The sequence below is a fragment of the Pseudolysinimonas sp. genome (assembly GCF_039912695.1).
GTDB lineage: Bacteria > Actinomycetota > Actinomycetes > Actinomycetales > Microbacteriaceae > Pseudolysinimonas_A.
This window is the reverse complement of the sequence record NZ_JBDSPJ010000016.1, coordinates 24,491-38,269: the sequence shown is the minus strand read 5'-3', so window position 1 is coordinate 38,269 and position 13,779 is coordinate 24,491. Positions and strand designations below refer to the sequence as shown.

The window sequence follows — 13,779 nt, the reverse complement described above, 5'->3', positions numbered from 1 at the left end:
GGGTGCTGTGGAGAACTTCTGCCCGGGGCGTGCGCGTCGGGTGAGCATGAGCCGTTCACGCAAGCAGAAGGAGATGCCGATGACCGCGATCGCGCCCCGGCCACGTCGACGGTTCGCCCTCGACATCCGCCTTGTCCTCGGCCTCGTTCTGGTCGCGGCCTCAGTCGTCGCCGTGATGGCGCTCGTCTCGGCTGCCGACGCGCGGTTCGTCGTCTACGCCGCCGCGGACGCTCTCGCCCCGGGCGATCATGTGGATGCCGCAGATCTGGTCGAACGCAGCGTCGCGCTCGACGGCGCCGAAGACCTCTATCTCGCTGAGGGGTCCATCCCCGCCGGTGGGTTCGTCATCGCCCAACCCGTCGCCGCGGGCCAACTCATCCCGCTGTCGGCCGCCGGCAGCACCGACGGCGTGCGGGCCACCTCGCTCGTGCTTCAACTTTCCGGGCCGGTCAGCACGGTCGTCGAACCGGGATCCCTCGTCGACGTCTGGGGAACCGCGCGGCTCGACGAGGGGGAGATCGGCACGCCGGTCGTGTTGGCGCCGCAGGCGACTGTAGTGCGCGTGATCGAAGATCAGACTCTGATCGCGGGCGGCGGATCGAGTTCGGCGACGGTCGAAGTACTCGTGCTTCGCACCCGGGTCGCGCGCTTATTGCAAGCGATCGCCAACGGGGATGCGCTCGCGATCGTGCCGGCCGGCATCCCGCTGGGGTCGCGATGACCGACGTCGGCCTTGCGCTTCCGGTCGCCGACGTCGATCGACTCGGCGCTGAGGCGACGCGGTACGGGCACCGGGTGGTCGCCGAGGTTCCGGATGCCGACGCTCTCGCGCCACGGATCGCCGTCGCGAAACCCGAGGTCGTGATCGCCGCCGCTTCTGCGCCGCACCTGAGCGCCCGCCTGGTCGCGGCCTGCGACGCGCACGGGGTTCGACTCGTTGTGGTGGGTGACACTCCGCGCGAGCGCAAGTTCGCCGCCAGCCTCGGGGTTGTCGATCCGGTTCCCGGTCCGCCGGCCTGGACTCTGCTGACACCCGGCAGTGGCATCCCGGTTCGCGCCGTGCCCCTTGTCGCGCCCGTGGTCGCTCCGCGTCCCGCCCCCACCGCCGATGAGCTTGCCGAGGGTGCATCTCGCCGTTCCGCCGGGCCGGTCGCTCCCACCTCGCGCGGGCAGGTCGTCGCAGTCTGGGGTGCCGGTGGCGCTCCGGGGCGCACGTCGCTGGCCATTGCCCTCGCCGGAGAACTCGCAGCCGCGGGCGTTTCGGTCGCTCTCGCCGACGCCGACACCCACGGCGCCTCGGTGGCCCCGTCGCTGGGGTTGCTCGACGAGGCCCCTGGATTTGCGGCAGCCTGTCGCCTGGCCGGCACCGCATCCTTGACGCTCGCCGAACTCGACCGTGTCGCGTCGTCGCACCGCGGCGGATTCCGCGTGCTGACCGGACTCGGGCGTCCGTCGCGCTGGCCCGAACTCACCGCCGAGCGCGTCTCCGGGGTTCTCGACATCGTGCGCACCTGGGCCGAGATCACGATCGTCGATGTTGCTGCCGACCTCGAAGAAGACGAGGAGCTGATGAGCGACGTCGCCGCGCCCCGTCGCAACGGTGCGACCCTCGAAGTGCTGCGTCGCGCCGATCGCGTGATCGCCGTCGCTGCAGCTGATCCCGTGGGACTGGCGAGGTTTCTGCGCGGCTACGCGACGGTCGTCGAGCACACGGGCCCCGATCGCGTGGTGGTTGTCGCGAACAAGGTGCGTTCCGGCGCGATCGGCCTCGATCCCGGCGGCCAGGTGCGCTCGACGCTCGAACGGTTCGGCGGCGTGACTCCCGCCCACCTGATCCCGTGGGATCCCGCGTCGTTCGACGCGGCCCTGCTGAGCGGTCGCAGTCTGCCCGAAGTCGCTCCGCGCTCGGCCGCGCGCGGCGTCATCCGCAAGTTGGCCTCCGACCTTCGCCGCTGAGTGTGCGCGACGGGAGGTGCATCGCGCGCGGGTAGCCTGGTGCGGTGTCGACCCTCTCGGAGCTGATGCTCGCCCAGCATCGCCCGGATGCCGACGTCGAGTGGCTGCACCTGCTGGTTGCCGACGGGCAGTTGCTCGCCGACCTGGCGTTCGCCGACATCGTGCTGTGGGTTCCGAGTGCCGACGGCGGGTTTGTCGCGGTGGCTCACTCGCGGCCGTCATCCGCCGCCACGCTGTTCTATCGTGACTTCGTCGGGCAGCAGATCAAACCCGAGTGGCGTCATCAGGTCGCTGAGGCTTTCGAGACGGTGCAGATCGTCGACACGGCCGCTCCCGATTGGTACGAAGAGACACCCACCCGGGTGCGCGCAGTGCCGGTCGTGCGGCGGGTCGCTCCCAGTGGCGGTGCGATGACGAACACCCCCATCGCGGTGCTCACCCGGCACAGCAACCTCAGCGAGGCGCGCACTCCCAGCCGCCAGGAACTCACGTTCAACCAGTGCGCCAACGACATCTTCTCGATGATCGCGACCGGCGACTTTCCTGACCTTTCTGCACCGTCCGGTCCGCGCCGCGGCGCCCCGCGTGCCTCCGACGGTCTGCTGCGGCTCGACGTCGACGGCATCGTCACGTTCGCCAGCCCGAACGGACTGTCGGCGTTCAACCGCATGGGCTTCCAGGGCGAACTCGAAGGGGAGTCGCTCGCCGAAGTGACGACCGGGTTGATCAGCGGCCGGCTGCACGTCGACGAATCGCTGCCGCTCGTGGTCACCGGGCGTGCGCCGTGGCGCGCCGATATCGAGGCTCGCGGCGTCACGCTGACTCTGCGCACCATCCCGGTTCGCTATCGGGGCGAGCGGGTCGGTGCGATGGTCATGGTGCGTGACACAACCGAAATGCGCCACCAAGAGCAAGAGCTCATCACCAAAGACGCGACCATCCGCGAGATTCATCACCGGGTCAAGAACAACCTGCAGACCGTCGCGTCGCTGCTGCGCATCCAGGCCCGGCGTGCACACAGCGACGACTCTCGGGATGCCCTCAACCAGGCCATGCGGCGGGTGGCGGCGATCGCCGTCGTGCACGACACCCTGAGCGAGGGCCTCAACCAGATCGTCGACTTCGACGAAGTCTTCGATCGCGTGCTGCTGCTCGTGGCGGAGGTGGCGTCGAGTCGAACGACCGCGGTGCGCCCGGTGAAGACCGGCAAGTTCGGATCGCTGCCCAGTCAGTACGCGACGCCCCTGGCTCTGGCTCTCACCGAACTCGTCACCAACGCTGTCGAGCACGGGCTCGCCGGACGTGAGGATGGTCAGGTCGAGATCTCGGCCAAGCGCAAAGACGATCAGTTGACGATCCGGGTGCGCGACAATGGCGTCGGCATGCCCGAAGGGAAGGTCGGCTCAGGTCTCGGCACCCAGATCGTGCGCACCCTGATTCAGGGTGAGCTGAGTGGCACCATCGACTGGCACACGCTCGAAGGCGAAGGCACCGAGGTCACGATCGACGTGCCTCTGCTCTGGCTGACGCGGGTCTGAGCCGCAGCGGCGCACCTAGGAGGCGCGACGAGCACGAGCGGCGCGACGCTTCAACGCACGACGCTCGTCTTCGCTGAGGCCGCCCCAGACACCGGAGTCCTGGTTGGTCTCGAGCGCGTACTGGAGGCACTGCTCGGTGACCGAGCAGCGCGCGCAGACAGCTTTCGCCTTGTCGATCTGGTCGACGGCGGGTCCGGTGTTGCCGACCGGAAAGAAGAGTTCCGGGTCTGCGGTGAGACAGGCGGACTTGTCACGCCAATCCATGTGGTGCTCCTTTGAGTTGCCTGCTGACGCCGCGCGAAATAGAGATTTCGCGCACGGTCGAAGCGAGAACGGAAAATTGGGGGAAAGTCTCCGGACTCACCTACGACTCTGTAGGCGTCACATCAACCGACAGTCAGGGTTTCATACTTAGGTCATCGAATCAATAGGTGAACGCTCACGCCCAGCAATTGTCTGGGTACTTTCTGTCGTGGTTGCGGCCGAGCTCCTGGCAGCTCTCGCGGTCGTCGTGGTCCTCGTGGGGGAGGTGATCACAACTCCCGCGTCCTCCCTCGGCTCGGCGGTGGCCCTCATCGCGCTGGCGGCTGCGGCGACCATCTGGCTCGCCGCCATCCTGCTCGGTATCTGGCGCGGACGCGCCTGGGTGCGGGCCGCCGCAATCGTTTGGCAGGTGCTCCAGTTCGCGATTGGCGTGGGCGCACTGCAGGGCAGCTTCGCTGAGCCCGCCTGGGGCTGGCCGCTCGTCATCGTCGCGGCGGTCGGTTTCGGGCTGCTGATCAGCAAGCCGGTCGCCGGATGGCTCAGCTCGCGGGACTCAACTTCAGCCTCTTGAGCAGCATCGAGACGTGGCCCGTGGCCTTGACGTTGTACAGCGCCTGGTCGATGCGCCCGCCTTCGTCGAGCACGAACGTCGCGCGGATCACTCCGGCGACGGGGCGCCCGTAGAGCAACTTCTCGCCGTAAGTTCCGTAGAGCCCGTGCACCTCGCGGGTCGGATCGCTGAGGATGACCTGCGGCAGACGCTGCGTGCGCGCGAACCCGGCGTTGACCGCCGGCGCGTCACGGGAGATGCCGATGACGCGATAGCCGGCAGCGGCGAACACCGCGGAGTTGTCGCGAAAGTCGCACGCTTGACTCGTGCAGGCCGGAGTGCCCGCCTCGCCGTAGAAGTACACGATCGTCTTCGAGCCGCGCGTACTCGAGAGCCTGAATGGATGCCCATCCTGGTCGGGCAGCGTGAAGTCGGGGGCGAGAGATCCTTCTGCAAGACGGATGGGATCGGTCACGAGGGGCATGCTATCGTTGACCCTCGGTCCGGCCTTACGCGGACCTCGCGCACCTCTAGCTCAATTGGCAGAGCAACTGACTCTTAATCAGTGGGTTCCGGGTTCAAGTCCCGGGGGGTGTACTGAAAAACCTCTGTTGACTCTCGCCGGTCTCAGAGGTTTTTCTTTTGGCCCTTCTTGGGTCGGCCTGTAGTTTTTGGTCGGCCTGCCGGGCGCAGGGGGCGCAGGATCGTTGCACATTCGAGGGCGGATGTCGACGGGTCGTCGCTCGCTGTGCAACTTCGTACAGTCATGGGATGCCTGCCCTTCCCGAGACAGCTCCCCCCTCACGCCCCCGCACCGCCTCGCGGACGATTGCCGTCATCTACAACCCGGTGAAAGTGAAACGCGAAGAACTGAGTGCCGCGCTTGACGCTGGCCGCGGATCCTGGGGTGAGCCAATGTGGCTGGAAACCACTGAGGATGATGCGGGCGAAAAGGTCACCGCGCGGGCCGTGAAGGCGGGGGTCGACCTGGTGATCGCGGCGGGAGGCGACGGCACGGTCCGCGCGGTCGCGGAGTCACTGCGAGGAACGGGCATCCCGCTGGCGCTCGTGCCGTCGGGGACGGGCAATCTGTTGGCCCGCAACCTTGAGCTCACCCTCAACGACCTCTCCGACGCGATTGACGTCGCACTGAACGGGGTCGATCGCACGATCGACATCGGGGTCATCGACATCCACCGTCAGGATGGCACCAGCGATCAGCACGCTTTCCTGGTCATGGCCGGCGCCGGAGTCGACGCGAAAATGGTCGAGAACACGAACGAAGAACTCAAAAAACGGGTTGGCTGGCTCGCCTACGTCGACGCGATTTCGCGCGCAATGCGCGACACCTCGCAACTCAATATTCGTCGGCGCCTCGATAACGGTCCGACGAGATCGATTCGAGCTCACACTCTGATCGTCGGAAATTGCGGATCGCTTCCCGCCAACATGGTGCTGATGCCCGAAGCCAGCATCGACGACGGGGTTTTTGACATCGCATTTCTGCGCCCGAATGGTTTCTTCGGCTGGGTCCAGATCTGGATCAAGGTCGCGTGGGAGAACGGCATCCTGCGCAGAACGAAGATCGGGCGCAAGCTCACTCGTGACAGCAAGCCGATCAGAGCGCTTGAGTACACAACGGCCTCCAGCATCGATGTCGAGTTCACGAGGGCCGAAGCCCTCGAACTCGACGGCGACGGTTTCGGCACGACGGTCGGGTTTACGGCACGAATCGACCCGCTGGCGTTGACAGTTCGGATGCCCGCGCCGGACCCTGCTGCGGCGTTGGACTAAGGGGAGCGGGCATGCCATCCAAGAGGGCCCAGAAGGTTCGCCGCGTCGACAAGCGCGCGTACGAGGATGAGCTGAAGAAGTTGCAGGTCGAACTTGTCGACATGCAGCGCTGGATCACCTCAACAGGTTTTCGACTGCTGGTGATCTTTGAGGGTCGAGACGCGGCTGGGAAGGGTGGCGCGATCAAGCGCGTCGTTGAGTACCTGAACCCGCGCACGGCCCGTGTTGTCGCCCTGCCGCAACCGAGTGAACGCGAGAAGGGACAGTGGTACTACCAGCGGTACATCTCGCATTTGCCTGCAGCTGGTGAGATCGTGCTGATGGACCGGTCCTGGTACAACCGGGCGGGCGTCGAGCACGTGTTGGGGTACTGCACGCCGACCGAGTACCGCCGGTTCCTGCAGCAGACCCCGATCTTCGAGCGGCTCCTGGTCGACGACGGGATCGTCGTGATCAAATTCTGGTTCTCGGTCTCCGACGCCGAACAGCAGAAGCGGTTCACCTCACGGCTCAAGGATCCGATGCGCCGGTGGAAACTCTCTGACACCGACCTGTTGTCGATCACCAAGTGGGAGGACTACTCCCGGGCGAAAGACGACATGTTCGAGCTCACCGACACGGCCGACGCCCCGTGGTTCACGGTCGAGAGCGACGACAAGCGCGCCGCGCGGCTGAACACCATCACGCACATCCTCTCGACGGTGCCGTACGAGCACCTCAATCCCGAACCGGTAAAGATCCCGCCTCGTCCGAAAGCCGACAACTACGACCGGCCACCGCGCGAGCAGTTTCGGCACGTGGAAGACCACGCTGGCGCGCTGCCGCGCGAGAAGACCGAAAAGGGCTAGCGGGCCGAAAGGGTCATTGACGCGAACTCGCGCACGGCCGCGGTGAGGGCACGCTCGGTGGGGAGCCGCTCCATCGACGAGGCGCCGTAGAAGCCGTCAAACGCCGCGGTGCGCGACAGCACGTACTGGGCATCTTCGGGCTCGGCGATGGGACCGCCGTGCACGAGCACGATGACGTCGTCACGGACCGCACGGGCGGCCTGGGCCCACTCCTCGGCGAGGGTCACGCAGTCGTCGAGGCTCTTCGCTGTCTCGGCTCCGACCGCGCCACCCGTTGTGAGACCCAGGTGGCACACGATGATGTCGGCGCCCGCCTCCGTCATCGCTGCGGCGTCCGCCGTCGAGAACACGTACGGGGTGGTCAACATGTCGGCGTCGTGGGCGAGGCGTACCAGGTCGACTTCGAGCTGATAGCTCATCCCGGTCTCTTCGAGATTGGCGCGGAAGACCCCGTCGATCAGGCCGACGGTCGGAAAGTTCTGGATGCCCGAGAATCCCTGGTCTTTCAGGTCGCGAATCAGGCGGACGGGGTTCATGAATGGGTCAGTTCCGTTGACGCCGGCAAGGACGGGGACGTTGCGAACGACCGGCAGCACCTCGCGACCCATCTCGACGACGAGGTCGTTGGCGTTGCCGTAGGCGAGGAGACCCGAGAGCGACCCGCGGCCCGCCATGCGATAGCGACCGGAGTTGTAGATCACGATCAGGTCGGACCCGCCGTCCTCCTCGCACTTCGCGGAGAGGCCGGTACCGGCACCCGCACCGATGATCGGCAGGCGTTGCTCGATCTTCGTGCGCAGGCGGGACAGGATCTCGGAGCGTTTGATGTAGGGCATGCAAGTCCTCTAGTTCGGAAGTCGGTCTCAAGTAGCTGGATCAGCGGCGGGCAGTGATCAATTCGTGAAGCCGGTCGGCACACGCGTCGGCGAATGCGGGGTCGTTGATGTCGAGGTTGATTTCGACGAGCTCGACATCTGTGCCGACGAGTCCGGTGCGGATGCTCTCGAAGAGGGCGGTGTCGGCGGCGGCATCATGGAACGGGCCGCCCTCGGTCGCAATCGCCGAAATCCCCCGCAACGGAAGCACGACGGTGACCGGGCCGGACGACGCCGCCACCTTGCGAGCCAGCTCAGCGCCGAGCTTCGCGGTCTCGGCCGCGGTCGTGCGCATGAGCGTGACGCTCGAGTTGTGCACATAGAGATTGCGGTTCTCGAACTTCTCCGGCACCGTGTCGCGGGCACCGAAGTTGACCATGTCGAGCGCGCCGACCGAAACGACCTGCGGAACTCCCGCGGAGGCCGCAGCGGTGAGGCGATCGGGCCCGGCATCGAAGACTCCACCGACGAGATTGTCGGCCAGCTCGGTGGTCGTCATGTCGAGGACGCCGGCGATGTAACCCTGTCGGATCAGCGACTCCATGGCACGCCCACCGCTGCCGGTCATGTGGAAGACGAGCACCTCGTAGCCGAGCGACTCGAGGCGCTCGCGGGCGCGTGTCACGCTCGGCGTCGTGACCCCGAACATGCTCGCCGCAACGAGGGGCCGATCGGATGCTTCGGGCAGCGGTTCAGCGGCCACCATTCCGGCGACGGCGGCTGCGGCGTTGGCGAGAATCCGACGCGAGATGCGGTTCAGGCCCGCAATGTCGACGATTGACGGCGCCAGGATCAGGTCGGTGGCTCCGATGTACGGCTCGGTGTTGCCGGAAGCGGCCGTCGAGACGATCAATCGGGGGAAGCCGAGCGGCAGGTCGCGGAATGCTTGCGCCGCGACCGACGTGCCTCCCGTTCCGCCGAGGGCCAGCGCCCCCTGCACGTCGCCGGCTTCCACGAGCGAAGCGACCACGAGTGCGGCGCCGCGGGCCATGGCATCCATCGCCTTGCCGCGGTCTGCCGCCGACACGAGGTCGGCGATGTCGAAGCCCGCGGCACGGGCAACCTCGGCACGCGAGATGTCGGCCGCAAATTCCGGCTCGCCCAGAACCCCAATATCGACGACCGTGGAGCGCACTCCGGCGGCGGCGAGACGATCGCGAACGAACGCGTATTCGGCACCCTTGGTGTCCAAGGCTCCGACCAGCACGACGGTGTGCGTCATTTTCGATACCTCACGTGAAATGCGGGAGAAGCGGCGGCCGGTTTGACCGCACGCGAATCGATGATCATGATGTGCCCATGACACTGCAGTCAGCGAGGGCCAATTCGTTTGGATTGGCGACCATGGGCGTGAATCGTCTCGTCCGTCTTCTGGGCGAGTGGCGAACCGGTACTCAGTCATTGCACGACGACCTGGCAGGCGGCCTGCGATCGCTCATCCGATCCGGTGCCCTCGGCTCAGGAACTCGACTTCCGGCGGAACGTTCGATGGGTCAGGTGCTGGGCTTGAGTCGTAACACTGTCACAAAGGCCCTCGACCTTCTGCGCGCCGACGGACTCCTGCAGAGCAGGCAGGGCGATGGCACCTACGTGACGTACTCGCGCCAACGGTCGGCGACCCGCGGCGACGACCGGTTGAGCAGCTTCGTGGGCGAAGCCGTCAGCGAGCGGATCGATCTGCGCAGCGCCGCACTGCCCGGTCTTCCGATGGTGGCAGAAGAGCTCAACTACATCGACGGAGCGCGTCTGCGCAGCCTCGTGATGACGCACGGCTACCTGCCCGCAGGCCTGCCCGAGCTTCGGGATGCCATCGCCAGCTACTACACCGACCTCGGGTTGCCGACGACCCCCGACCACATTTTGGTGACGTCGGGGGCGCAACAGGCGCTCCGTCTGACTGCCTCATTGTTCGTCCGTCCCGGCGCGCCGGTTCTCGTCGAAGAGCCCACCTTCCGGGGCGCGCTCGAGTCGCTCAAGAGCCTCGGAGGACGCCTGATTGGCGTGAAATCAGGGGTCGACGGGATTGATGTCGATGACCTGACCTCAGCAATCAAAGCCCACTCGCCGGTACTTCTGGTGGTGCAATCGACGGTCCAGAACCCGGTCGGTTCTGTGCTCGACGACTTCCGGCGCAGCCGAATCGCGAGCCTCTCGAATCGTTTCCGTCTTCCCGTCATCGACGACGCCACGCTCGCCGACACCATCATCGACGGCAATCGTCGGCCGATCCCGCTCGCTGCGGGCGGCGATCTGATCACGACGGTCGGCTCCGTCAGCAAGTCGTTCTGGGGCGGGCTCCGGGTCGGGTGGCTGCGGGCCGACCCTGTGCTGGTGAGCGAACTCGCGGCACTCAAGGGCGAGTTGGATCTGGGAACTTCGCTCATCGCGCAACTGGTCTCGACGCGTCTTCTTCCCCAGTTGGAGTCGGCACGCGACCAGCGTCGCGAAATGCTGTCGCTGCATCGGCAGGTCGCCCTCGACAAGCTCACGAGCGAGCTTCCCGACTGGCAACCGGTGCTGCCGACCGGCGGCGGGTCAATGTGGGTTCGGCTGCCATCCGGGAGCGCGACGACTCTGGCGCAGCGAGCCGAGCAACTCGGAGTGCAGTTCCTCCCAGGCCCCACGTTCAGCGCATCCGACGTTCTCGACGATCACGTTCGCATCTCGTACGCGGTACCTCCGCAGGAGCTCGCGCGGGGTATCGAGTTGATCGCGGAGGCGTGGCGGGCATATGCGGCGACCGAATAGTGGGCCATCCGGCCGATATTGGCTCTCTCCGGCCCGCGACGCGAGAGAGAAGATGTGAGCGCCCGCACCGGGCTTCGGTTCGCCGTCATCCCGGCGTCACCACCAATTGCGGCTTCTCGCTCAACGATGAAGGAGATCCCATTCATGTACCTCACACGCACACATCGACGGGTGGTCGCGGTCGCGGCCGCTGTCGCCATGGCGGCGAGTCTCGCCGCCTGTAGCCCCGGCGCTGCCGAGCCGGCCAGCACCTTCGATCCCACCGCTCCCGTGACTCTCACCTGGTGGGACTACTACGCGGCGGACTCCGCGCCGTCGAACGCCGTTGAGGCGCTCCTCACCGAGTACAAGACCGAGTACCCGAACGTCACGATCAACCGTGAGTTCATCGCCTACGCCGACCTCAAGAAGTCGCTTCTTCAGTCGGCTGGTGCGAGCGCGCTCCCCGATATCTCGATCGTCAATGGCCCCGACCACCAGCAGTTCGCTGAGCTGGGGATCGCCGCCGACCTGACCGATCGCATCGCCGCTTGGGGCCAACTCGACCAGTACCCGCAGGGTCTCATCGACTCCGCGTCACTGGACGGCAAGATCTACGGCCTGCCGATCACCGCGAACTGCCTCGCGCTGTTCTACAACAAAGACCTGCTCGCCGCCGCCGGTGTTAAGCCGCCGACGACCTGGCAAGAGATGAGCCAGGTCGCGGCCAAGCTCACGTCGCCGGACCACTACGGCTACGCCTTCTCGGCCATCAACAACCAGCAGGCCGTATTCCAGTGGCTGCCGACCCTGTGGCAAGCCGGCGGTGACCTCACCAAGGTCGACTCGCCCGAGGCCATCAAGGCTCTCGAATTCACGGCAAGCCTCATCAAGGACGGCAGTGTCTCGCGGGAGGCGTTGAACTGGGATCAGGCAGCTGTTGCGGCTGAGTTCGCTCAAGGTCGCGCCGCCATGATGCTCAATGGGCCCTGGCAGCTTCCCTACCTCGCGACCAACGCACCTGACCTCAACTACGGCGTGGCTCTGCTGCCCGCAGGACAGGATGAGGCTTCGGTCACCGGTGGTGAAAACTACCTCATCACCGACGGACCCAACGCTGATGCCGCGTGGAACCTGATCAAGTGGATGCAGGACCCCAAGCGGGTTCAGCAGATTGACGATGCGGCCGGCAGCCTGCCGACTCGCCTCGACGTCAAGTCCGGTAACACCGATCCGAACCTCGCGGTCTTCGCCGAGCAGCTCAAGGTCTCACGCCCGCGTGCCTACGGTGCGAACTACGCCGAGATCGCCGACAACGTGGTTGTCGCACTGCAGAGCGTGTTGAGTGGATCGAACACGGCGAAAGACGCCCTCACAACGGCCGCAACGGCGATCGCGCCCTTGCTTAAGTGATGAGCGCTTCTTTCCGAATCCGCCGTCCAGCGGTCCGCCTTCGGGCGACCGCTGGGCGGCGGCGTGGCCGCTCGGCGCTCAGTCGCTATCTCTTCGTCGCGCCCGCGATCATCTTCCTGCTCGTGTTCATGTTCTATCCGATCGCGTACACGTTCAATCTCAGCCTCTTCGACGTCAACGTGGGGAACTTCCTCAAGGGCGGCGCCGCCTTCGTCGGCTTCGACAACTACGTCGAGTTCCTGTCGTCGCCCGGATTCCTCTCGTCGCTCCTGGTCACGCTCGTCTTCACGCTCGCCTCGCTCGCCTTCCAGCACCTGATCGGCTGGGCGTTCGCGCTGTTCTTCAATCGCAAGTTCCCGCTCTCGGGATTCCTGCGGGCCATCATGCTGGTCGTCTGGGTCATGCCTGCGGTTGTGTCGGCAAGCCTCTGGCGCTGGATGTACTCCGGCAGCTACGGCTTGTTCAACTCGATTCTCGACGTCTTCGGAATCCACACCGATGAAGCGTGGCTCGTCAACCCACAGACCGCCTTGATCGCGGTGATCATCACGAATATCTGGCTCGGCATCCCGTTCCACATGATGCTCGTTTACGCCGGACTTCAGGGCGTCCCGCACGAGGTGTACGAGGCGGCCAGCCTTGACGGTGCATCGGCCCGCCAACGTCTGTTCGGGATCACCGTGCCGCTCATGCGCCCGGTCGTTGCGATCGCGCTCCTGCTCGGTTTTGTTCATACCTTCAAGGTGTTCGACGTCATCTATGTCATGACGGCGGGCGGTCCCGCGGGGGCTACCAACGTGCTGTCGATCGCGGTCTACAACCTCTCCTTCGAATACTTCCGTCTCGGCGACGGTGCCGCGGCGGCGAACATCCTTCTGGTCATTCCGCTGATCGTCTCGGTCGTCTACCTCCTGGTTCGTCGACGTGAGGAGTCCGCATAATGGCTCGGCCACAACGCCCTCAACTACGCCGAACGAGTCGGGAACGACCGGCGTGGCACCTCACCGCGATCGGCATCGTCGTCGTCGGTATTTTCCTGTTCCCGCTGTACTGGATGGTGTCGACCTCCTTCAAGTCGCCCGACCAGCTGTTCACTCGACCGCCGACCCTGATCCCGACCGAGTTCGACTTCTCGAACTACCTGCGCGCGGTATTCGAGAACGAAACGATGCTGCGCTCCCTCGGAAACAGCCTGATCATCAGCGTCGGCACGAGTGTGCTCGCTCTGCTGCTCGCGACCCCCGCGGCGTACGCTCTGGGCCGTCTTCAGTTGAAGTGGACCGGGCTGCTGCTGCTTCCGTTCCTGGTCGCGCAGCTGTTGCCCTCGATCAACGTCGCGCTGCCGATGTTCACACTGTTCAGCCGCGTTGGCCTGGTGAACAACTACCTCGGCATCATCCTCGCTGACACGGTCGCGGTGCTCCCGTTCGCGGTGATCGTGCTGAGGCCGTTCTACCTCAACATTCCGAAGGCGCTCGAAGAGGCGGCCGCGGTTGACGGGGCGACCCGGATGCAGGCGTTCCTGCGTATTGTGCTGCCTCTGGTTCGGCCGGGGCTCGTGACGGTTGCCGTCTTCACCTTCGTGATGACCTGGGGTGAGTTCATCTTCGGACTCACCCTCACGACCAAGCAGGATATGCAGCCGGTGACGGTGACCCTCAATTCGTTTATCGGGCAATACGGCACTGAGTGGGGTCCGCTGATGGCGGCGTCGACAATCGTCGCGTTGCCGATCGTCATCGTCTTCCTGGTGTTCCAGAAGCAGATCACCGGGGGCCTCGCCGCCGGGGCCGTGAAGGACTGAGAAGTCCGTG

Annotated in this window: 14 protein-coding genes and 1 tRNA gene; 11 read left to right on the top strand and 4 right to left on the bottom strand. The window is 65.6% G+C overall.

Going from position 1 to position 13,779, the window contains the following annotated elements; all coding sequences use genetic code 11:
* The first annotated feature begins 46 nt into the window (after nt 1-46).
* Genes ABIR17_RS06370 through ABIR17_RS06360 form a run of 3 tightly spaced genes read left to right on the top strand, consistent with a single transcriptional unit; the run spans nt 47 to nt 3,494 of the window.
* Nucleotides 47-721: a hypothetical protein gene (locus ABIR17_RS06370; RefSeq protein WP_348003539.1), complete on the top strand. Its 675-nt coding sequence runs from the start codon at nt 47-49 to the stop codon at nt 719-721.
* Entirely contained in the window at nt 718-1,956 is a 1,239-nt protein-coding gene (locus ABIR17_RS06365) for a regulator (protein WP_348003538.1), read from the top strand. The genes ABIR17_RS06370 and ABIR17_RS06365 overlap by 4 nt, the downstream gene beginning before the upstream one ends.
* A 44-nt stretch (nt 1,957-2,000) precedes the next feature.
* Nucleotides 2,001-3,494, top strand: coding sequence for a histidine kinase N-terminal domain-containing protein (locus ABIR17_RS06360; RefSeq protein WP_348003537.1), 1,494 nt, complete (start codon nt 2,001-2,003; stop codon nt 3,492-3,494).
* Between the two features lie 15 nt (nt 3,495-3,509).
* Here ABIR17_RS06360 and ABIR17_RS06355 read toward each other — a convergent pair whose 3' ends face one another.
* Nucleotides 3,510-3,758 carry a WhiB family transcriptional regulator gene (locus ABIR17_RS06355; protein ID WP_348003536.1) on the bottom strand — a complete coding sequence of 83 codons (249 nt, stop codon included), beginning with the start codon at nt 3,756-3,758 and terminating at the stop codon, nt 3,510-3,512.
* A gap of 208 nt (nt 3,759-3,966) precedes the next feature.
* Here ABIR17_RS06355 and ABIR17_RS06350 point away from each other — a divergent pair, with 208 nt between their 5' ends.
* The gene (locus tag ABIR17_RS06350) at nt 3,967-4,329 is read left to right on the top strand and encodes a hypothetical protein (RefSeq protein ID WP_348003535.1); all 363 of its coding nucleotides are present in this window, start codon (nt 3,967-3,969) and stop codon (nt 4,327-4,329) included.
* Here the strand turns inward: ABIR17_RS06350 and ABIR17_RS06345 are convergent.
* The gene (locus ABIR17_RS06345; protein ID WP_348003534.1) at nt 4,298-4,792 is read right to left on the bottom strand and encodes a peroxiredoxin; all 495 of its coding nucleotides are present in this window, start codon (nt 4,790-4,792) and stop codon (nt 4,298-4,300) included. The two genes, ABIR17_RS06350 and ABIR17_RS06345, sit on opposite strands and share 32 nt — an antisense overlap.
* A gap of 40 nt (nt 4,793-4,832) precedes the next feature.
* Between ABIR17_RS06345 and ABIR17_RS06340 the strand changes: the two genes are divergently transcribed.
* From ABIR17_RS06340 to ppk2, 3 genes are all read left to right on the top strand, one after another.
* A tRNA-Lys gene (locus tag ABIR17_RS06340) sits at nt 4,833-4,905 on the top strand.
* 174 nt (nt 4,906-5,079) lie between these two features.
* Nucleotides 5,080-6,102: a diacylglycerol kinase family protein gene (locus ABIR17_RS06335; RefSeq protein ID WP_348003533.1), complete on the top strand. Its 1,023-nt coding sequence runs from the start codon at nt 5,080-5,082 to the stop codon at nt 6,100-6,102.
* Nucleotides 6,103-6,113: 11 nt separating this feature from the next.
* Nucleotides 6,114-6,950, top strand: a complete 837-nt coding sequence (gene ppk2 / locus ABIR17_RS06330) for a polyphosphate kinase 2 (RefSeq protein WP_348003532.1) — start codon at nt 6,114-6,116, stop codon at nt 6,948-6,950.
* Here the strand turns inward: ppk2 and ABIR17_RS06325 are convergent.
* Both ABIR17_RS06325 and ABIR17_RS06320 read right to left on the bottom strand, forming a co-directional pair.
* The gene (locus ABIR17_RS06325) at nt 6,947-7,786 is read right to left on the bottom strand and encodes a phosphoenolpyruvate hydrolase family protein (RefSeq protein ID WP_348003531.1); all 840 of its coding nucleotides are present in this window, start codon (nt 7,784-7,786) and stop codon (nt 6,947-6,949) included. The genes ppk2 and ABIR17_RS06325 overlap by 4 nt on opposite strands.
* A gap of 40 nt (nt 7,787-7,826) precedes the next feature.
* Entirely contained in the window at nt 7,827-9,047 is a 1,221-nt protein-coding gene (locus ABIR17_RS06320; RefSeq protein WP_348003530.1) for a Tm-1-like ATP-binding domain-containing protein, read from the bottom strand.
* A 122-nt stretch (nt 9,048-9,169) separates the two neighbouring features.
* On the opposite strand from ABIR17_RS06320, the gene ABIR17_RS06315 reads away from it, so the two are divergent.
* Genes ABIR17_RS06315 through ABIR17_RS06300 form a run of 4 tightly spaced genes read left to right on the top strand, consistent with a single transcriptional unit; the run spans nt 9,170 to nt 13,769 of the window.
* Nucleotides 9,170-10,573 carry a PLP-dependent aminotransferase family protein gene (locus tag ABIR17_RS06315; RefSeq protein WP_348003529.1) on the top strand — a complete coding sequence of 468 codons (1,404 nt, stop codon included), beginning with the start codon at nt 9,170-9,172 and terminating at the stop codon, nt 10,571-10,573.
* Between the two features lie 54 nt (nt 10,574-10,627).
* Entirely contained in the window at nt 10,628-11,965 is a 1,338-nt protein-coding gene (locus tag ABIR17_RS06310) for a sugar ABC transporter substrate-binding protein (protein ID WP_348003528.1), read from the top strand.
* A complete protein-coding gene (locus ABIR17_RS06305; protein ID WP_348003527.1) occupies nt 11,965-12,906 on the top strand; it encodes a sugar ABC transporter permease in 942 nt (313 codons plus the stop codon). Before ABIR17_RS06310 ends, ABIR17_RS06305 begins: the two co-directional genes overlap by 1 nt.
* The gene (locus ABIR17_RS06300; protein WP_348003526.1) at nt 12,906-13,769 is read left to right on the top strand and encodes a carbohydrate ABC transporter permease; all 864 of its coding nucleotides are present in this window, start codon (nt 12,906-12,908) and stop codon (nt 13,767-13,769) included. The genes ABIR17_RS06305 and ABIR17_RS06300 overlap by 1 nt, the downstream gene beginning before the upstream one ends.
* Nucleotides 13,770-13,779 lie beyond the last annotated feature (10 nt).

What these genes read in the sequence shown, in the direction of transcription:
- ABIR17_RS06370 (WP_348003539.1), top strand. Translation starts at nt 47, where the DNA reads ATGAGCCGTTCACGCAAGCAGAAGGAGATGCCGATGACCGCGATCGCG.
- ABIR17_RS06365 (WP_348003538.1), top strand. Translation starts at nt 718, where the DNA reads ATGACCGACGTCGGCCTTGCGCTTCCGGTCGCCGACGTCGATCGACTC.
- ABIR17_RS06355 (WP_348003536.1), bottom strand. Translation starts at nt 3,758, where the DNA reads ATGGATTGGCGTGACAAGTCCGCCTGTCTCACCGCAGACCCGGAACTC.
- ABIR17_RS06345 (WP_348003534.1), bottom strand. Translation starts at nt 4,792, where the DNA reads ATGCCCCTCGTGACCGATCCCATCCGTCTTGCAGAAGGATCTCTCGCC.
- ABIR17_RS06335 (WP_348003533.1), top strand. Translation starts at nt 5,080, where the DNA reads ATGCCTGCCCTTCCCGAGACAGCTCCCCCCTCACGCCCCCGCACCGCC.
- ppk2 (WP_348003532.1), top strand. Translation starts at nt 6,114, where the DNA reads ATGCCATCCAAGAGGGCCCAGAAGGTTCGCCGCGTCGACAAGCGCGCG.
- ABIR17_RS06325 (WP_348003531.1), bottom strand. Translation starts at nt 7,786, where the DNA reads ATGCCCTACATCAAACGCTCCGAGATCCTGTCCCGCCTGCGCACGAAG.
- ABIR17_RS06320 (WP_348003530.1), bottom strand. Translation starts at nt 9,047, where the DNA reads ATGACGCACACCGTCGTGCTGGTCGGAGCCTTGGACACCAAGGGTGCC.
- ABIR17_RS06315 (WP_348003529.1), top strand. Translation starts at nt 9,170, where the DNA reads ATGGGCGTGAATCGTCTCGTCCGTCTTCTGGGCGAGTGGCGAACCGGT.
- ABIR17_RS06305 (WP_348003527.1), top strand. Translation starts at nt 11,965, where the DNA reads ATGAGCGCTTCTTTCCGAATCCGCCGTCCAGCGGTCCGCCTTCGGGCG.
- ABIR17_RS06300 (WP_348003526.1), top strand. Translation starts at nt 12,906, where the DNA reads ATGGCTCGGCCACAACGCCCTCAACTACGCCGAACGAGTCGGGAACGA.